16 protein-coding genes and 1 tRNA gene are annotated in these 17,843 nt (G+C 65.5%); 14 read left to right on the plus strand and 3 right to left on the minus strand.

Annotated features, from left to right (window positions below):
* Positions 1-56 precede the first annotated feature (56 nt).
* Together AC1DE3_RS22930 and AC1DE3_RS22935 are read right to left on the minus strand one after the other, a co-directional pair.
* On the minus strand, positions 57-1,196 hold the full coding sequence (locus AC1DE3_RS22930) for a helix-turn-helix transcriptional regulator (protein WP_441513646.1): 1,140 nt from the start codon (positions 1,194-1,196) through the stop codon (positions 57-59).
* Between the two features lie 97 nt (positions 1,197-1,293).
* A complete protein-coding gene (locus AC1DE3_RS22935) occupies positions 1,294-2,265 on the minus strand; it encodes a PfkB family carbohydrate kinase (protein ID WP_441513647.1) in 972 nt (323 codons plus the stop codon).
* Between the two features lie 50 nt (positions 2,266-2,315).
* On the opposite strand from AC1DE3_RS22935, the gene AC1DE3_RS22940 reads away from it, so the two are divergent.
* The 11 genes from AC1DE3_RS22940 (at position 2,316) to AC1DE3_RS22990 (ending at position 13,905) form a co-directional block, all read left to right on the plus strand.
* Positions 2,316-3,098, plus strand: coding sequence for a GntR family transcriptional regulator (locus tag AC1DE3_RS22940; protein WP_441513648.1), 783 nt, complete (start codon positions 2,316-2,318; stop codon positions 3,096-3,098).
* Between the two features lie 154 nt (positions 3,099-3,252).
* On the plus strand, positions 3,253-3,858 hold the full coding sequence (locus tag AC1DE3_RS22945) for a helix-turn-helix transcriptional regulator (RefSeq protein WP_441513649.1): 606 nt from the start codon (positions 3,253-3,255) through the stop codon (positions 3,856-3,858).
* A 116-nt stretch (positions 3,859-3,974) separates the two neighbouring features.
* Positions 3,975-4,769 carry a bestrophin-like domain gene (locus AC1DE3_RS22950; protein WP_476780895.1) on the plus strand — a complete coding sequence of 265 codons (795 nt, stop codon included), beginning with the start codon at positions 3,975-3,977 and terminating at the stop codon, positions 4,767-4,769.
* A gap of 129 nt (positions 4,770-4,898) precedes the next feature.
* Positions 4,899-6,467, plus strand: a complete 1,569-nt coding sequence (locus AC1DE3_RS22955) for an ABC transporter substrate-binding protein (protein WP_476852799.1) — start codon at positions 4,899-4,901, stop codon at positions 6,465-6,467.
* A 167-nt stretch (positions 6,468-6,634) separates the two neighbouring features.
* The gene (locus AC1DE3_RS22960) at positions 6,635-7,612 is read left to right on the plus strand and encodes an ABC transporter permease (protein WP_441513652.1); all 978 of its coding nucleotides are present in this window, start codon (positions 6,635-6,637) and stop codon (positions 7,610-7,612) included.
* A gap of 136 nt (positions 7,613-7,748) precedes the next feature.
* Complete coding sequence (locus AC1DE3_RS22965; protein WP_441513653.1) at positions 7,749-8,585, plus strand: ABC transporter permease; 837 nt, start codon at positions 7,749-7,751, stop codon at positions 8,583-8,585.
* A gap of 8 nt (positions 8,586-8,593) precedes the next feature.
* The gene (locus AC1DE3_RS22970) at positions 8,594-10,201 is read left to right on the plus strand and encodes an ABC transporter ATP-binding protein (RefSeq protein ID WP_441513654.1); all 1,608 of its coding nucleotides are present in this window, start codon (positions 8,594-8,596) and stop codon (positions 10,199-10,201) included.
* Positions 10,202-10,320: 119 nt separating this feature from the next.
* Positions 10,321-11,610 carry an ArgE/DapE family deacylase gene (locus AC1DE3_RS22975; protein ID WP_441513655.1) on the plus strand — a complete coding sequence of 430 codons (1,290 nt, stop codon included), beginning with the start codon at positions 10,321-10,323 and terminating at the stop codon, positions 11,608-11,610.
* 52 nt (positions 11,611-11,662) lie between these two features.
* Complete coding sequence (locus tag AC1DE3_RS22980) at positions 11,663-12,583, plus strand: DMT family transporter (RefSeq protein ID WP_476780897.1); 921 nt, start codon at positions 11,663-11,665, stop codon at positions 12,581-12,583.
* Positions 12,584-12,827: 244 nt separating this feature from the next.
* Positions 12,828-13,421, plus strand: a complete 594-nt coding sequence (locus AC1DE3_RS22985) for an ankyrin repeat domain-containing protein (RefSeq protein ID WP_441513657.1) — start codon at positions 12,828-12,830, stop codon at positions 13,419-13,421.
* A gap of 10 nt (positions 13,422-13,431) precedes the next feature.
* A complete protein-coding gene (locus AC1DE3_RS22990; protein WP_441513713.1) occupies positions 13,432-13,905 on the plus strand; it encodes a nucleoside deaminase in 474 nt (157 codons plus the stop codon).
* Between the two features lie 109 nt (positions 13,906-14,014).
* On the opposite strand, the gene AC1DE3_RS22995 is transcribed toward AC1DE3_RS22990, so the two are convergent.
* Positions 14,015-14,089 (minus strand) — tRNA-Gly (locus AC1DE3_RS22995).
* A gap of 405 nt (positions 14,090-14,494) precedes the next feature.
* Between AC1DE3_RS22995 and AC1DE3_RS23000 the strand changes: the two genes are divergently transcribed.
* The 3 genes from AC1DE3_RS23000 to AC1DE3_RS23010 all read left to right on the plus strand — a co-directional run bounded on the left by AC1DE3_RS23000 (position 14,495) and on the right by AC1DE3_RS23010 (position 17,830).
* Positions 14,495-15,430 (plus strand): VOC family protein, encoded by a 936-nt coding sequence (locus AC1DE3_RS23000; protein ID WP_441513658.1) that lies wholly within the window; start codon positions 14,495-14,497, stop codon positions 15,428-15,430.
* 269 nt (positions 15,431-15,699) lie between these two features.
* Positions 15,700-15,996, plus strand: coding sequence for a PilZ domain-containing protein (locus AC1DE3_RS23005; protein ID WP_441513659.1), 297 nt, complete (start codon positions 15,700-15,702; stop codon positions 15,994-15,996).
* A 190-nt stretch (positions 15,997-16,186) separates the two neighbouring features.
* Positions 16,187-17,830 carry an HAL/PAL/TAL family ammonia-lyase gene (locus tag AC1DE3_RS23010; protein WP_476780898.1) on the plus strand — a complete coding sequence of 548 codons (1,644 nt, stop codon included), beginning with the start codon at positions 16,187-16,189 and terminating at the stop codon, positions 17,828-17,830.
* Positions 17,831-17,843: the final 13 nt, after the last annotated feature.

Here is a 17,843-nt window from a genome sequence, read left to right on the forward strand (position 1 = left end):
CCTCGTCGCAGGGGGGGGAGCTGGCAGGGTCGGGCCCTGCCGGGCGAGAGCCGAACTCAGCGCGGCTGAAGGGGCAGAACCGCGCTGCGCAGCAGCGAGACGAGCTGGCTTTGCTGGCGGGTGTTGGTCTTCTGGAAAATCCGCGCCAAATGCGTGCGGGCGGTCGAGATGCGCACGCCCTGGGCCATGGCCGCTTCCGTCAGAGAGAGACCGCTCGCCAGAGCGGACGCGAACTTGGCTTCGGTATCGGTCAAATCGAACAGCTGGCGCGTGCAGGCGACGATGTCGCTCGCCGTCTCAAGGCGCCTGAGCGCGATCATGATCAGACCGTGTGGCCCGTGGAGCGCCGGGGAGGGCGCCGCAGGCATGACGCAGGCCGAAAGCGAATGACCGCCGTCGCCACCATGCAGGATCATGCTTGCCTGATGGTTTGCGAGCGGATCGCGGGAGCAGTGCAGGGCTCCCTCCACCAGTTGGCGGAGCCGGCGCTGGTCGCCCGGCTGGCGGGCGTAGAGGCGCCCCTGCCGCAACCCGATCGGCCCGTCCGGCTCGGCCAGGATCTCGTCGGCGCCCTCATTGGCATAGGAAATCCGCATCTCCGCATCGAGGATCGCGATTCCGAGGGCCAGCCGGTCGAGCGCGCCGCGCGCCTCGTCGCGTTGGATGGTGACGCGGCCGATATGACGGCGCAGTTCCACCACCCGGCGGAGCACCGGGTAGAGCCTGCCCAGCAGGGCGGCGTCCTGGTCGTCGAACCCGTCCTGGCTGCGGCCGCGCTGCACGTCGAAGAACCAGAACGCCTGCCCCTTTTCCGACAAGCGGCAGGCCATGCCGCCATACATGTCCTGCGGTCGCATCCACTCCTGCCAGACGCGCGAGCGCCGCAGGGACTCTGCGCCGTAGACCTGATGATCCCGATAGACTTCCCCGAGCGGGATACCGTGCAGCGCCTGGCCCATCTCGACGAATTCCGGCGCCAACTCGCCGAAGCAATGTTCCTGCAAGGCTTCGTCGGGATTGGTGGCGTAGGCGATCCAGTCCTCCGGGTCGGGGCCGATGCTGGCGAAACAGGCTTTGGAGCCGTCGAAGAGCCGGCGCATCGTCTCGGCGGCGACCGGCATCTGCTGCTCGTCCATCGCACCGGCCAGCAGCTGGTCGATCGCGGTCATGACGGTATCGACATCGGGATGCGCCATGCCCCCCCCCAATTGCGATGGACCAAGTCTGATCTTGCCCGGGTCAGGTTAGCAGCATGGCTGGGTCGCGAAAAGTCCAAAAGCAATCCAAAGATCTTTATGCAGTTTGCGGCGGCTTCCCGCCAATGTGTGCTTCCGCGAGTTGGGTGATTTCGGCGGGCCGCGGCAGGGCATCGAAGACACCGTGCCGCGTCGTCGTCAGCGCGCCGGCGGCAGCCGCGTGGCGCAGCGCCTCGGAGAGGGCGCGCCCCTCGGCGAGGCGAACGCCGAGTGTCGCGGCAAAGGCATCGCCGGCGCCCAGCGCATCGACCGTTTCGACGGGAAAACTGGCTTGCAGGACCGGTTGCTTACCGGCCGCGACTGCGATGGCGCCGGCTGCGCCGCGGGTCAGTACGACGAGCTTCGGACCGCGTTTGAGGATCGCCGGGCCGAGTTCTACGGCGAAGCGCCCGGGCGTGGCGATGTCCGCGTCCTGCCAGCCGAATGTCGCCGCGAGGCCGCCGGCTTCGGTTTCGTTGACGATGAGAAACGAGGTCGAGCGCAGGATGTCGTCCGGCACCGGCCGGAACGGCGAGGGGTTGAGCAGGGTCGGCACGCCCGCTCGATGCGCCAGGGCGAAAGCCGCGCGGATCGGGGCGTCCGAAATCTCGAATTGCGCTGCGACCAGCGCGGCTCCCGCGATGGCTTCGGCTTTGTCCCGGACATGCGCTTCCGAAACGGCGAGATTGGCCCCCGGCGCGATGGCAAGGCTGGTCTCGCCGGCCGCGTCGACGAAGGCGACGCCGCTCCCGGTCCGTCCCTCCAGGCGCACGAGCATCCCCTCCGGCAGATCGGCGCGTGCCAGCGCCGCGGGGGCGAAGCTGGCAGCCAGATCGTCGCCGACCGCGAGGACCCCGTCCACCGCGGCACCAAGGCGGCGTGCCATGATCGCCTGGTTCAGACCCTTGCCGCCGGGCTCGATGGTCACGCGCTCGGCGGCGATCGATTCCCCCGGCCGCGGAAAACGCCCGACCTTTGCCGAGCAGGCGAGGACGAAGCTTCCCAGAATGAAGATCGGTTTGTCGAGCATAGGGTTTGATTTTCCTATCCACGAGCTGCTACGCGGGTTGTGTCACGATCATGCAACTGACGACAGTGCCCAAGCCTACCAATCCGAAGCCGCCGTTCCAGGAACTGCTGGAGCTGCGCAGCGATACCGCCAAGCCGCTCTATAAGCAGCTTGAGGATCAACTGACGCGACTGATCGGCGACGGCATCCTCCCGCCGGGCACGACCCTGCCGGCGGAACGTGAGCTGGCCGAGCGGCTCAGCATCAGCCGCACCACCGTACAACGCTCCTACAATGCGCTGCGACAGCGAAAGCTGCTGAGCGCGCAGGGCCGGTTGGGGTCGATCGTGCAGGGGCCGGGGCGTCGTCTGCATTCGGGCATGGACCGGCTCAAGGGCTTCACCGAGGAGATGCACGAGCTCGGCCGGGTCCCGTCCTCCCGCATCCTCGAGCGGACGGTAGTGCAGGACCGCGCGATTGCCTCGATCTTCGGCGAGCCGTCGCATGCCAGCTTCCTCAAGCTCGTCCGTGTTCGCTCCGGCGACGACGTTCCGATGTCGCGCGAATGCGCCTGGTACAATCTGGAGCGGGTTCCTGAGCTGGCGCGGGCCGAACTGTCGGGCTCCGTCTATGCCGCCCTCGCCGCATTCGGATTCCCGCTGGTCCGCTGTGATCAGACCATAGAGGCGGCGGCCCCGAGCGACGAGGAATGCGCGATCTTCGGATTCCGGCGGCCGGTGCCCTGCCTGCTGATCAAACGGCGCAGCTACGGCGCGGACGGCGTCATGCTGGAATATGTCGAGGGCCTGTTCCGTGGCGACACCTACACCTATCGGCTGGCGCTGAAGGCCTGATTTGGCGGCCGCGCTCTTGCCAACCCCCCGGTCCGCATCTGCGCGAATTTGAACCGATCTCCATCCTCCTGCGACGAATGGAAACCGAAGCATGTGCGGGGTTGTCTCCTTGCATGTGCGCGGCGATCCCTGGATTGCGGAGATGGATGTTGCGATGTCATTCCATGTTTCGGTCATAGGCAGGGCCGATTTCTCGCCAATGCCGCCGCGCCGGCTGGCTCCGGAGGCCGCTGATGGAGCGTCGAAGCCTGTCTTCGTCATCGATGCCGGCCTGAGCATGCGCTTCAGCAATCGCTCCGCGGCCGCGCTGATGCGGAACGGGTTGGGCGACGCCGATCGTTTCACCGCCTGCGACAAGGATTTCCTGGCGCGGCTTCAGCTCTGGATGAAGCGCAGCCGCTGCGGCAGCGCGGTCGGCGAGACGCGGCTGCCGCTGGCGCTGCGCTGCGGGCGACAGGTCGCGATCGACGCCGTTCATCTGGCGTGCATCGACCTCTTCGTCCTGACGGTCGACGACCCCGAAAGCGCCATGGAGCGGAACGTCGCCCAGGTCAGCGAAGCCTGCGGGCTGACGCCGACGGAGGAGCGCATGCTGGGGCTCGTCGCCGAAGGGCTGGACACGATCGTCGCTGCGAAGCGGCTCGGCATCGCGCCGACGACCGCACGCACCCACCTCCAGCGCCTGTTCACCAAGACCGGAACGGCGCGGCAGAGCGAACTCGTCCGCTTCGTCGCCACCTATGTCGAGGATGCGCGCTGAACGCGTTCTGCAGCACGTCGGCAGTTTGATCGTCGCCGGATATTGACACCGCTGATCATCTTAAGTCTCTGAAGCAGCGTGCGTATGCCCGCACTTTGCCGGGAGCGACCGCGGCCATGCCCGAGACCGTTTCAGCCTTCACTTTCTGCCTGCTGCTGAGCGCCAGCGCGGTTCTGGGCATGAAAATGCGCGGCTGGCTGTCGGAAGAAAATCTCCCCGAGCGCACCATGGAGGCGCTGCGCCTCGTGACCAGCCTGCTCGTCACCTTTGCTGCTCTGGTACTCAGCCTTCAGCTCTCGAACGTGAAGGCAAGCTTCGACAAGGCCTATCGCGACCGCAGCGCCGACGCCGCGCAGCTCGCCCAGCTCGACGAATGCCTGCGCAACTACGGGCCGGAGGCCGACCCAACCCGTCTCGCGCTGCGTACCTACACGGCTGCGGTCATTGCCAGTACCTGGCCCCGCGAGCCGAAGCCTGTCGGAATGGTGCTGCCCGATACATCCGCCATGGCTCGCGAAGGAGCCGATCCCTCGCTCGGAGCTCTGCTCAACGGCATCGGGCGCGCCATCAGCGGCCTGCCCTCGACAGACACGCTCCGTGCCAACATCGCGGCCGAGTGCCGGTCGGCCTATCTCCAGCTGCAGCAGCGGCGCTGGGCCGTCATCGAGGATGTGCATGGGCCGATTTCGCCGCTTTTCACCAGTGTCGTGACCTTCTGGCTGATGCTGGTGTTCCTGAGCTTCGGCATTCAGACGCCGCGCAAGCGCGTCGCCGCGATCGTGCTGGCCATCGGTGTCATCTCGATCTCGACGGTGATGTTCGTGATCAGCGATCTCGAGACGCATTATGACGGCCTGTTCGGCATCCCGAGCCTGGCGATGCGCGATGCTCTGGCGGCCATGGCCCGCTGATCCGGGACCCTGCCGATCGGTTGGCGCGGCGCTTGCCAAGAGCGACGTGATCGGGTGCGATGGCACCGATCCGGTCCGCGCGGCCCGATTCAAACGATACGATCTCGGTACGAGGCAGGGGAACAGCAAATGAAGGCCAGGATGACGGGATGGCGGTTCGGCTTGGCGCTTGCGGCGTCGGTCCTCGCGCTAGGGGCGGCGCAGGCGCAGGAGCCGAAGAAGGGCGGTACGGTCCATGTCGTGGTCCAGCCCGAGCCGCCGATGCTGATGCAGGGCCTCAACCAGAACGGCCCGACCAACATGGTCGCCGGCAATATCTACGAGTCGCTGCTGCGCTATAACGAGAAGCTCGAGCCGCAGCCCTCGCTCGCCAAGAGCTGGGAAATCTCGCCGGACGCGAAGACCTACATCTTCCACTTGCAGGAAGGCGTGAAATGGCACGACGGCAAGCCGTTCACGGCCGACGACGTCGTCTTCACCCTCGACAAGTTCCTGCGCGAAGTGCACCCGCGCTGGCGCCCGATCGTCAATGCGCAGGTCGAGAAGATCGAGAAGGTGGACGACCTCACGGTCAAGATCACGCTGAAGCAGCCTTTCGGCCCGATGATCATGACGCAGGAGGTCGCCTCCGCGCCGATGATCCCCAAGCACATCTATGACGGTACGGATTATCGCGCGAACCCCGCCAACAACACGCCGATCGGCACCGGCCCCTTCAAGCTCAAGGAGTGGAAGAAGGGCTCCTATATCCACCTCGTCAAGAACGAGGACTACTGGCTGAAGGGCAAGCCGAACCTCGACGAGATCTACTGGCAGATCATTCCCGATGCAGCCGCCCGCGCCGTTGCCTATGAGACAGGCAAGGTCGACGTGCTGACCGGCGGCTCGGTCGATGTCTACGACGTCGCGCGTTTGTCGAAGCTGCCCAATACCTGCGTGACCACCAAGGGCTGGGAGATGTTCGCCCCCCATGCCTGGATCACGCCGAACGTGCGCAACGGCATCCTCGGCAACAAGCAATTCCGCCAGGGGCTGATGTACGCGATCGACCGCGAATTCGGGAAGGACGTGGTCTGGGGCGGCCTCGGCAAGCTGCCGACCGGGCCGATCTCGTCCAAGACCAAGTTCTATTCGTCCGACGTGCCGAAATACACCTATGACCCCGCCAAGGCGAAGGAGCTGATCAAGGCCTCCGGCTACAAGGGGGAGACCATCAAGCTCCTGAACCTGCCTTATGGCGAGACCTGGAGCCGCTGGTCCGAGGCGATCAAGCAGAACCTCGAGGATGTCGGCGTCAAGGTTCAGATCGAGAACACCGACGTGCCCGGCTGGACGCAGAAGGCGTCGAACTGGGATTTCGACCTGAACTTCAACTTCCTCTACCAGCTCGGCGATCCCGCCATGGGCGTCGCCCGTTCCTACATCACGGCCAACATCGCCAAGGGCAATCCCTTCGCCAATGTCGGCGGCTACTCCAATCCGGAGGTCGACAAGCTCTTCGCCGACGCGGCGATCGCGCCGACCGACAAGGAGCGCCAGGAACTCTACACCAAGATCCAGAAGATCCTGGCCGACGAGCTGCCGGTGCTCTGGCTGCTGGAGATGGACTTCCCGACCATCTACCGCTGCAACGTCAAGAATCTCGTCACCACCGGCATCGGCGTCGACGACGGCTTCCGCGACGCCTGGAAGGAGTGAGGGCAGCTCGCCGGCCCTTCACGAACAGGCGCCTGCGCGCTTCTCGTCATGGTCGGGCTTGTCCCGACCATCCACGTCTTCAGTCGTCGGGGACGGTGTTCCAGACGTGGATGCTCGCCACAAGGGCGAGCATGACGGGGAGCTGCTGCCATCGGGAACAGGATTGAATGAACCTCGCGCAATTCCTCGCCGGCCGGCTCGTGAAGGGGATCATCGTCCTCTTCGCCATCGCCGTGCTGAATTTCCTGCTGATCCGCGCCGCGCCCGGCGACCCCGCGCAGGTGCTTGCCGGCGAGGCCGGCGCCGCCGACGCGCAATTGCTTGAGCAGTTGCGCGCACGTTTCGGCCTCGACCAGCCCTTCCTGATGCAGCTCTGGATCTATTTGAAGGGCTATCTGACCTTCGATCTCGGATTCAGCTACCGCCAGCAGCAGCCAGTGCTGAGCCTGATCATGGAGCGCCTGCCGGCGACCCTGCTTTTGACCGGCGCGGCCTTCCTCGTCTCGCTCGTCGTTGGCACCGCGATGGGCGCGCTCGCCGCGCGCCGGGCCGGCAAATGGTCGGACAGCCTGATCACCACGTTGGCGCTGATGTTCTATGCCACGCCGCTGTTCTGGGTCGCGCTGATGAGCCAGATCGTCTTCGCGCTGAAGCTGGGGCTCGTCCCCAATGTCGGCTACGAGACGATCGGCGCGAACTATACCGGTCTGGCGCGGGCGCTCGACATCGCCCAGCACCTCATCCTGCCCTCGCTGACGCTCGGCCTGTTCTTCACAGCACTCTACGCCCGAATGATGCGCGCCTCGATGCTGGAGGTCGCGGGTGCCGATTTCGTCAAGACGGCGCGCGCCAAGGGCGTCTCGCAGTCCACAGTCTGGCGCCGGCACGTCGCCCGCAACGCGATCCTGCCGGTGGTGACGCTGGCCGGCCTGCAGGCGGGTCAGCTCGTCGGTGGCGCGGTGCTGACCGAGACCGTCTTCGCCTGGCCCGGTATCGGCCGGCTGATGTTCGATGCGCTGGTCCAGCGCGACTATTCCGTCCTGCTCGGCGTCTTCTTCATCTCCTCGGCGATGGTCGTCTGCTTCAATATCGCGACCGATCTGGTCTACCGGATCGTCGATCCGCGCATCGAGGCGCACGCATGAACAGGCCCTTTCCGTCATGGTCGGGCTTGTCCCGACCATCCACGTCTTCGCTGGTCGAAGGCCGTGTTCAAGACGTGGATGCTCGCCACAAGGGCGAGCATGACGTCGAGTGCATCGTAATGTCGGAGGCGCTTTCTTGAACTTCCTCAAGCGCTTCGCCCGCAATCGCGGCGCCGTCATCGGCATCCTCATCCTGCTCGCCGTCGTCGCCTTCGCGATCCTGGCGCCGACGCTCTATCCGCAATCGCCCTGGCGCCCGGTGGCGCGGCCCTTCCTCGCGCCCTTCGTCAACGAGCGCTTCCCGCTCGGCACCGACACGCTCGGCCGCAACCTTGCCTCCGGCCTCGTCCATGGCGCACGCGTCTCGCTGATGATCGGCGTGGTCTCGACGCTGGTCGCGCTGGTGATCGGCGTGCCGCTTGGCGCGATGGCGGGCTATGCCGGTGGCTTCGTCGATGACGCGCTGATGCGCTTCACCGAATTCTTCCAGACCATTCCCTCCTTCGCGCTCGCCATCGTGCTGGTGGCGATCCTGCAGCCGCAGCTCGGTTCGATCGTGCTCGCGATCGGGGTGGTCAGTTGGCCGCCCGTGGCGCGGCTGGTGCGCGGCGAGGTGCTCTCGCTGCGAAGTCGCGAATATGTTCAGGCCGCCGTCACCATCGGCCAGTCGACGCCGCGGATCATCTTCAGTCAGGTCCTGCCCAACACCATCGCGCCGATCATCGTCATGGGCTCGCTGATGATCGGCTCGGCGATCCTGCTGGAATCCTCGCTCTCCTTCCTTGGCCTGGGCGATCCCAACCTGATGAGCTGGGGCTACATGGTCGGCGCCGGCCGCACGCGCCTGCTCGACGCCTGGTGGATTTCGTTCTTCCCGGGCTTCGCGATCTTCCTAACCGTGCTCGCCCTCAACCTCGCCGGCGAGGGGCTGAACGATGCCCTGAACCCGCGTCTGGCCAGGGGGCGGGAATGATGGCGCGAATGACCGCTCCCGCGCTCTCCATCGAAGGCCTTACGCTGGCATTACCGGCGATGGCAGACCGCGCCAACGCGGTCGAAAAGGTCACGCTCGCCATCCAGCCCGGCGAGACGCTCTGCGTCGTCGGCGAATCCGGCTCGGGCAAGTCGATGATCGCCCATGCCGTGATGGGCCTGCTGCCCAAGGCGGTGAAGCCGGTTGCTGGCGCGATCAGGCTCGCCGGTCGCGACATCCTCGCCCTCGACGAACAAGCCATGCAGGATGTGCGTGGCCGCGAGGTCGGCATGATCTTCCAGGAGCCAATGACCTCGCTCAATCCGGTCATGCGCATCTCCGACCAGATCGTCGAGACTTTCGAGGCTCATGGTCTCCACGACAGGGCAACGCGTCGGACCCGCGCCATCGATCTGCTGACCGAAGTCGGCCTGCCCGATCCGCCGCGCCTCGCCAAGGCCTATCCGCATGAGCTTTCGGGCGGCCAGCGTCAGCGCGTGATGATCGCGATGGCACTCGCGCTCGAACCGAAGCTCCTGATCGCCGACGAGCCGACAACCGCTCTCGACGTCACCACGCAGGCGCAGATCCTCAAGCTCATCGACAATCTGCGCCATCGCCACGGCACGGCCGTGCTCTTCATCACCCATGACATGGGCGTGGTCGCCGAGATCGCCGACCGCATCGCCGTGCTGGAGAAGGGCGTGCTGGTCGAGGAGGGCACGGCCGATCAGGTGCTCGGCTCTCCGCGCCATCCCTATACGCAGAAGCTGCTTGCCGCCGTGCCGTCGCTGACGCCGGCCGTGCTGCCGCCGCTGCCGGACACTGCTCCGGTCATCAGTGTCGAGGGGCTCGGCAAGACCTATCGCAAGCGCTCGCTCTTCGGCGTCGCGCGCGAGGTCAAGGCGGCCGACGACATCTCCTTCGCGCTCGTCCGCGGGGAGACGCTCGGCCTCGTCGGCGAATCCGGCTCGGGCAAGTCGACGGTCGGGCGCTGCTGCCTGCGCCTGATCGAGCCCGACCGCGGCCGCATCGCTCTGGGAGACCTCGTGCTCTCCGAGCTGAAGCCGGCCGAATTGCGCCGCCAGCGCAAGCGCATCCAGATGGTCTTCCAGGACCCCTTCGCCTCGCTCAATCCGCGCCAGACCGTCGGCCGCATCATCTCGGACGGCCCGGTCGCCCATGGCACGCCCCGCAAGGAGGCCTTAGCGCGGGCGAAGGAATTGCTGGAGCTTGTCGGTCTCTCCGCCAACGCCATCGACCGCTATCCGCATGAATTCTCGGGCGGCCAGCGCCAGCGCGTCGGCATCGCCAGGGCTCTGGCGCTCGAACCGGACGTACTGGTCGCGGACGAGGCTGTCTCCGCGCTCGACGTCTCCGTGCAGGCGCAGATCCTCAAGCTGATCAAGGACATCCAGAGCCGGCTCGGCCTCGCCATCCTCTTCGTCACGCACGACCTGCGCGTCGCCGCGCAAATCTGCGACCGCATCGCCGTGATGCAGCGCGGACGGATTGTCGAAAGCGGGCCGACAGCCGCGATCTTCACCGCCCCGCGGCACGAGTATACGCGGCAGCTGTTGGCGGCAGTGCCGGGCGGCGCGCGCTTCGGGCACTAATGGTGTTCTCGCCGTCATTCTCGGGCGAGCGAAGCGCAGACCCGAGAATCTCGTAACGAGATGACACTGGTTTCCGAGATGCTCGGGTCACCCGAGCATGACGCTGGATAGGAATACCCATGCCTCTCGATCCCGCCTTGCGTGACAAGATCCTCGCCGCCGTCGAGGCGGGCTTCGACGAGCAGGTCGCCTATACGCAGGAACTGGTCCGCTTCGCTTCGACACGCGGGCAGGAGCATACGGTCCAGGACTTCATCTTCCGCGCGATGAAGCAGCGCGGCTTCACCATGGACCGTTTCGCCATGGACAAGGAGGCGATCGCGGCCCATCCCGGCGGTGCGCCCTTCTCCGACACGCATTCCGATGCGCCGATCGTCGTCGGCATCCATCACCCGCGCGAGGAGAAGGGCCGCTCGCTGATCCTCCAGGCCCATGTCGACGTCGTCCCGGCCGGTCCCGCCGATCAATGGAAGCACGCGCCCTTCGACCCCGTGATCGAGGGCGACTGGATGTACGGCCGCGGCAGCGCCGACATGAAGGCGGGCGCCGCCGCCAATCTCTTCTGCCTCGATGCGCTCCGCCGCATCGGCATGCAGCCCGCGGCGACGGTCTATGTCGAATCCGTCGTGGAGGAGGAATCGACCGGCAACGGCGCGCTGATGACGCATCTGCGCGGCTATCGCGCCGAGGCCGCGCTGATTCCCGAGCCGGAATATGAGATGCTGGCGCGCGCCAATGCCGGCGTGCTCTGGTTCCAGTTCGAGGTGCGCGGCATCCCCGCCCATGTCCGCGAGATGGGCACCGGCGCCAACGCGATCGATGCCGCCTATCGTGTCGTCGCGGCTTTGCGCAAGCTCGAGGAACAGTTCAATATCGAGAAGGCCGGCCGCGAGCATTTCGAGGATGATCCGCATCCCATCAACCTGAATATCGGCAAGATCGAGGGCGGCGACTGGGCCTCTTCGGTGCCGTGCTGGTGCCGGGTCGATTGCCGCGTCGGCCTCTATCCCGGCGTCACCGCCAAGGAGACGGCGCAGCGCATCGAGGATTGCATCCGCGACGCCGCGCGCGGCGATTCCTTCCTCGCGAACAATCCGCCGAAGGTCACCTTCAACGGCTTCTGGGCCGAGGGCTATGTGCTGGAGCCCGGCAGCGAGGCCGAGGCCGTGCTCGCCTGCGCCCATGAGGCGGCGCTGGGCAAGCCGCTGAAGAGCTTCATGACGGCCGCCTATCTCGATACCCGCGTGCACGCGCTTTACGACAAGATTCCGGCGCTCTGCTACGGCCCGATGGGCGAGAATATCCACGCCTTCGACGAGCGCGTCAGCCTTGCCTCCGTGAAGCGCATCACCGGCGCCATGGCGCTCTTCGTCGCCGAATGGTGCGGGCTCGAAAGCATCGAGGGGTGAGTGCGGCCCGAGCATCGGACCGAAAAGTGGGAACCGGCTTTCGGAGTATCCGATGCTGAAGCAAGAAACGGGATCGTCGCGCGTCCGAGAGGACGCGGGACGATCCGGCCGGGCACTGCTGCTCGTTCCGCTGCTTGGGCTTCTCTGGGGCTTCAACTGGCCGGCCGTGCGGATCTCGCTGACCGAGATCGCGCCCTGGACCTTGCGCGCTGCCGGCATGAGCTTCGCCGGGCTTGTCCTCGTCGCGGTTGCGCTGGTGCGCGGTGTCCCGCTCGCAGTGCCCCGCGCGCAGTGGCCGCGGCTGGTCGTCGCCGGTTTCCTCTCGATCGCCGCCTTCAATGTGCTGCTCGCCTTCGCGCAGCTCGCCGCGCCGACCTCGCGCGCCGCCATCCTGACCTTCACCATGCCGATCTGGGCAACGCTGCTCGCGCGCTTCGTGCTGGGTGAGGCTTTCGACGGTCGGCGCCTGGCGGGGCTTGCGCTGGGTATCGCCGGCCTGATCTGCCTCGGCCTGCCGCTGATCCTCGCCGGACAGCTCTCTTTCGGCCTGATGCTGGCGCTCTGCGCTGCGGTGAGCTGGGCTTTGGGCACGATCGTGACCAAGCGCTGGCCGGTCTCGGCCCCGGCGCTCGCGATTGCCGCCTGGCAATTGCTGATCGGCGGCTGCGTCGCCGGCATCGGCATGCTCGTCTTCGAAGGCCTGCCCGTGCCGAAGCTGCTGTCGCCGCGCGTGCTGACGGCGTTGAGCTTCCACATCATCGGCGCCCAGGCGCTCGCCTATTTCCTCTGGTTCACGGTGGTGGCGCGCCTGCCGGCCGGCATCGCGAGCCTGGGCACGCTGATGGTACCGGCGGTCGGCGTGCTCGGCTCGGTGCTGCTGCTGGGCGAGCGACCGACGGCGACAGATTGGTTCGGCCTGGCACTGGTGATCGCGGCCTCGGGGGCGATCATGGTCCCGGCGCGTCGTGCCTGACTCTTCGGACATCCATTCGAAGAACCACTGGGCAGTATCCGCATAATTAATTTCCGGATGGGCGGCCTGGTTTCTATCTGAAGCAGGCTGCAATCTGCGTCGAGATCGGCTTCGGAGAGGTGCGCGTCGTAGAGCGCGATGCCCGGCACGGCAAGGAGATCACCGCTTGTCCAGATCGTCGCCAATCATTGCCTTCATGCTTCTCCTGCTGGCGTTCTGCCCGCGGATCGCCTTCGGACAGACCATGACAGATACGAGCCTTCACGCCGCCGCCGCCCGCGACGATACCGCCGCGATCAAGCGCCTTGTTGCCGGAGGCGCTGCCATCGACGCGCGCGATGCGCGTGGGCGCACCGCATTGCTGGTCGCGACGCATGAGAACCATGCCGACGCGGCCAAAGTGCTGATCGAGGCCGGGGCGAATGTGAACGCCAAGGACGCGATCAACGACAGCCCTTATCTCTATGCGGGAGCTCGCGGCCATCTCGCCATCCTGAAGCTGACGCTGGCGCATGGCGCGGACCTCAGGAGCACCAACCGCTACGGTGGCACGGCCCTGATCCCGGCTTGCGAGCGCGGCCATGTCGAGACCGTTCGCACCCTCATCGCCGCGGGTGTCGACGTCGACCACGTCAACAATCTCGGCTGGACCGGGCTGCTCGAGGCGATCATCCCCAGCGATGGCGGGCAGGCGCATCAGCAGATTGTTGCGGATCTGATCGCGGCCGGGGCGAACGCGAACCTCGCAGATCGCGACGGCGTCACGCCGCTCCAGCACGCACGTAGCCGCGGTTATGCCAGGATCGAGCAGATTCTGCATGCCGCCGGCGCCCGGTGAGGGGGCGATGATGAGTGAGGTCCAGCGCTTTCTCTGCGAGGCGATCGAACTCGCCAAGGCCAATATGGAGACGGGTGGCCGGCCCTTCGGTGCCGTCGTGGCGCAGGGCGGCGAGGTGGTAGCCACGGGCGTCAACGAGATCGTCGCGACGAACGATCCGACCGCCCATGCCGAGCTGACGGCGTTGCGCGCCGCGAGCCGCAAGCTGGGATCGCCGAATCTCTCAGGCTGCGTGGTCTACGCCAGCGGTCATCCCTGCCCGATGTGCATGGCCGCGATGCGGCTCGCCGGCGTGGGCGAGGTCTATTTCGCTTATTCGAACGATGACGGAGCGCCCTATGGGCTTTCGACGGCCGCGATCTATGCCGATCTCGCGAAGCCATTCGCCGAGCAGTCGATGAAGATCAGCCACGTGCCCGTCCGTCTCGGCGATGGGGCTGATCTCTATGCAGAGTGGAAGCGACGGCAGGCGGCGCCGGGCTAGGTTCAGCGTCGCGACGCTGTTCGCCCGCATCTCGCGCTTGCCGCCGGGCGGGGCCTGGCGTCGCTCGCGTCGCGAGATGTCTGAGATATGGGCCTGACCATTGAAAAGATGGAGCGGGCGATCGGGATCGAACCGACGACATTCAGCTTGGGAAGCTGACGTTCTACCACTGAACTACGCCCGCATGCTGTCTTGCGATCGAGACCCGATGCGTCGCAGCGAAGCGTTCTTAGCGTCTTGCAAACCCCGTGTCATCCCGCATTCTGCGGGTCGGAGTCGCGAGCCGGCCAAACCGTGCAGAAATTCTCGCCGGCTCTGCGGCGTCATAGGCTGCCGCGGCCGGTGCGGCCCACGATGGGGCCGGACATCGCGCGGGAATGCCGATGCGATTGAGCCGTTCGGCGGTTTTAGGCTAGCATTTTCCAACAGAGGGCGTTTCCGACGCTCCCGTCCAAATGACCGCGCCATTGTCCAAGACGTCTACCAGAAAGTGCCTTCGGATCGCCATGCGGGCGACGGATCAGAGATCAAGACGCAACCGGGCTCGTGCTTCAGAGGAGCGACACCGTTCTGGCGGAGGATCGCAGGCATGACCGGGCGAGGATTGCATCATGTCACGGCGATCGCGACGGATGCGGAGCGCAACCTCGATTTCTATTCGCGGGTACTCGGCCTCCGCTTGGTAAAGCGGACGGTGACGCATGAGGACCCCGGCGCCTATCACCTCATCTACGGCAAAGCGGATGGCGAACCGGGCGGCGCCCTTTCGTTCTTTTCGTGGTCGAGCGCGGCCGCGGCCAGCGAACGGCCAGACGGCGGCGAACGCATTTCCTTCGCCATTGCTCCGGGGGCGGTCGCTTGGTGGGAGAGACGGCTTATTGCGTCCGGCGTCTCATTCCGACGCGAGCGGGCGCCAGGCGGAGCCGCTCAACTGAGCTTCCAGGATCCCGACCACGCGCCGCTGGCGCTGGTGGCTTCGGAGCCCGCTGCCGCAGCGCTCTGGTCGCCGCCCGATATCCCAGCGCCTTTCGCAGTCAGCGCGCTGCGCGGCGTGTCACTGAGCCTGCGCGGGACGGCGCTGATGACGCGAATACTCACGGAGATTCTGGGGTTCGCCGAAATGCGGCGCCAAGCCGATTGGATAGAGTTCTCTGCGCACGGGGATGCCGGCGGCTGGTTCTGCCTCCATCGGCGGAACGATCGGCAGCGCCCCAGACTTGGAGCGGGAGCGATCCATCATGTCGCCTTCCGGGCTAGGGACGAGGCTGACCTGGCTAGCATGGCGACAGCGCTCAAGAAGCGCTTCGGAATCGACACCAGCCCGATCAAGGACCGCCATTACTTTCGTTCGATTTACTTTCGCGGCCCGGACGGACTGCTGATCGAAGTCGCGACGGACAATCCCGGCCTTCTGATCGACGAAACGCGCGAGAATCTGGGAACGCGGCTGGTCTTTCCCCCTGGCTTGCAGGACCGGCAGGAGGAACTGCTCCGCATCCTTCCGCCACTCGGCCGGTTCGGCTAGCCTCGCCGAAAGGAACCAACCTGTGTCTTCGACCTGCTTGCCAGCTATGAGCCTGCGATCCCGCGAGCTGCGATCTTGCTGTCGCAGGCGGCCCACGCCATGCCGCACTTTCAGAAAATGCGGTTTGTCATCGCCGGCATGAGCTGCCGCTTTATGCGGGGAAGGGATGCTGGTAGCGTTGTCCTATCATCGATCGCCGCCGCCGAACCCCTTGTGGATAAGGACGGGATGAGGCAGCGCTGGTCGAATGCAAACGAACCGGTTCATCCTTGAACAACGAACAGCTTGATATCAGCCCGCCCATGACGACATCCCAAACGCGCCGCTCCGAACGTCGACGGTTGGTGGAGACGGCCAAGATTCAGACGAGCAGCGGAGTCATCTACAGCTGCATCATCCGCGATATATCGGATGGGGGAGCCAAGCTGCGGGTGCCGGCTGGCCTGGAGCTGGAAGGGCAGATTCGTCTGACCTCAGCCCTCACGGGCCCCGAGCGCATTGCGCAGGTGATGTGGCAGGACTGTACCTCGATCGGAATCGCCTTCGAGAAGCTGGCCGCCAGCTAGGCCGTGCCGTTCTTCCCCGGAAACGGGAAGTCATTCCGGACAAGCGGCGATGGTCGATCGGAGGTCGGCTTGCCCTTCGGCCATCGGCATGCGCGGCGCATGAATACGATTCACGCGCACGTAATTTTTCATCATTTGCGAACGTATATCGAAATTACCAAGCTCTTTCTCTACATCATGGGGAAGAGAAATGTCAAAATATAGCCTTCTATCGTGTATTGCCGGAAGTTGTATGTTGTTGGCATCCGCGGCGCACGCTGATGTAATCTTGACGGGGCGCGATACGACGCCCGAGATGATCGTGCGGGTGGCGAGGGGAGAAAAGGTCGTCGTTCCTTCCGAGAGCCTCCAAAGAGTTTCGAAGGCGTTCGATATTTTGCTGCTCGGCGCCAAGGAAGGGCAGGACATCTACGGTCTTACGGTCGGCGTCGGCTGGAACAAGGACCGCAAGACGGTGGATGCGAAGGGCGAGCTGACGCCCGAGCTGCTGGAAGCGTCGCGCCGCTTCAACGAAGGGTTGCTGCGCGCCCATTCCGTCGGTGTCGGCCCGGACACCGAACTGGATGTTGTCCGCGCAGCGATGGCGGTGCGCCTCAACAACATCCTGACCGGCGGCCCGGGCGTGCAGAAGAGCGTGGCCGACATGCTGCTTGCATTTCTCAACGAGCAGATCACACCGATCATGCCCTCGCGCGGCTCCGTCGGACAAGCGGACATGACCCTGCTCAGCCATGTGGGATTGGCGATGCTGGGTGAAGGGGAGGTCGATTACAAAGACAAGCGCGTGCCTGCCGCCGAGGCTTTGCAGGCGGCCAAGATCGAGCGGCTGAAGCCCTTCGGCAAGGATGGCTTGGCCATCCTCAGTTCCAATGCCTATGCCGCCGGCCTTGGCGCGCTGGCGATCCATGATGCGGAGCAGATGATGGCAAGCTCCGAGATGGTCTATGCGCTGAGCCTGGAGGGGCTGAACGGGAACATCTCGCCGCTGCTCGATGATGTCGCCGCATTGAGGCCCTTTCCCAGCTATATCGGCGCAGCCAAAAAACTCAGAACCTTGCTGGCAGGCAGCTATCTCTGGCAACAGGACGACAAGCGCATCCTCCAGGATCCTTTGAGTTATCGTACGGCTCCCTACCTGTTCGGCAGCATGGCTGACAGCATTGCGCGGACCAAATCTCTCCTCCAGATCCAGATCAACTCTTCCGACGACAACCCGGGCGTCGCGCTCGGGGTACGCCCGAGCTCGGATCTGCCGCAGGCCAAGCGCGGCTATGTCGAGGGCGGCGCCGTCCTGCCGACCGCCAATTTCGACCCGCTGCCCTGGGTCATCTCCTTCGAGGAATTGGGCATCGTCCTGGCTCATCACGCGACGGCTTCGTCCGAGCGCACCTTGAAGCTGAATAACCCCCAGCACTCCAAGCTGCCTCGCTACCTCGCGGCCGGCGAGGCGCAGCATGCCTTCCTGGTCGTCGAAGCTCCGCTGATGGCGATTGCAACGGAAACCCGGGCGCTGGCGCAGCCCACCTCATTCGACTCGCGGCCCATCGCCGGCGGGGTGGAGGATGTCGGCACGAATGCTCCCCTGGTCGTCAGCAGGGTGCGTGCGCAGATCGACAACAGCTTCGCAATTCTCGGCATCGAATTGATCCAGGCGGCCCAGGCTGTGGACCTGCGCCTGGCCGAGCATCAAGACCGGCCGCTATCGGCCGCGACGACCACTTTCAAGCAGGCCTTTCGCAAGAAAGTGCCGTTCCTCGATAAGGACCGTGCGCTCTCCCCCGACGTTGCGGTGGCCGCATCCTTCTTGAAGGACTGGCAGCAACGTCGAGATTGAGCCCTTCCCGACA

The organism is Allobosea sp. 10L417, assembly GCF_056395485.1.

Coding starts and splice junctions, on each gene's coding strand:
- AC1DE3_RS22930 (WP_441513646.1), bottom strand. CDS start 1,196: ATGGCGCATCCCGATGTCGATACCGTCATGACCGCGATCGACCAGCTG.
- AC1DE3_RS22935 (WP_441513647.1), bottom strand. CDS start 2,265: ATGCTCGACAAACCGATCTTCATTCTGGGAAGCTTCGTCCTCGCCTGC.
- AC1DE3_RS22940 (WP_441513648.1), top strand. CDS start 2,316: ATGCAACTGACGACAGTGCCCAAGCCTACCAATCCGAAGCCGCCGTTC.
- AC1DE3_RS22945 (WP_441513649.1), top strand. CDS start 3,253: ATGTCATTCCATGTTTCGGTCATAGGCAGGGCCGATTTCTCGCCAATG.
- AC1DE3_RS22950 (WP_476780895.1), top strand. CDS start 3,975: ATGCCCGAGACCGTTTCAGCCTTCACTTTCTGCCTGCTGCTGAGCGCC.
- AC1DE3_RS22955 (WP_476852799.1), top strand. CDS start 4,899: ATGAAGGCCAGGATGACGGGATGGCGGTTCGGCTTGGCGCTTGCGGCG.
- AC1DE3_RS22960 (WP_441513652.1), top strand. CDS start 6,635: ATGAACCTCGCGCAATTCCTCGCCGGCCGGCTCGTGAAGGGGATCATC.
- AC1DE3_RS22970 (WP_441513654.1), top strand. CDS start 8,594: ATGACCGCTCCCGCGCTCTCCATCGAAGGCCTTACGCTGGCATTACCG.
- AC1DE3_RS22975 (WP_441513655.1), top strand. CDS start 10,321: ATGCCTCTCGATCCCGCCTTGCGTGACAAGATCCTCGCCGCCGTCGAG.
- AC1DE3_RS22980 (WP_476780897.1), top strand. CDS start 11,663: ATGCTGAAGCAAGAAACGGGATCGTCGCGCGTCCGAGAGGACGCGGGA.
- AC1DE3_RS22985 (WP_441513657.1), top strand. CDS start 12,828: ATGACAGATACGAGCCTTCACGCCGCCGCCGCCCGCGACGATACCGCC.
- AC1DE3_RS22990 (WP_441513713.1), top strand. CDS start 13,432: ATGAGTGAGGTCCAGCGCTTTCTCTGCGAGGCGATCGAACTCGCCAAG.
- AC1DE3_RS23000 (WP_441513658.1), top strand. CDS start 14,495: ATGACCGGGCGAGGATTGCATCATGTCACGGCGATCGCGACGGATGCG.
- AC1DE3_RS23010 (WP_476780898.1), top strand. CDS start 16,187: ATGTCAAAATATAGCCTTCTATCGTGTATTGCCGGAAGTTGTATGTTG.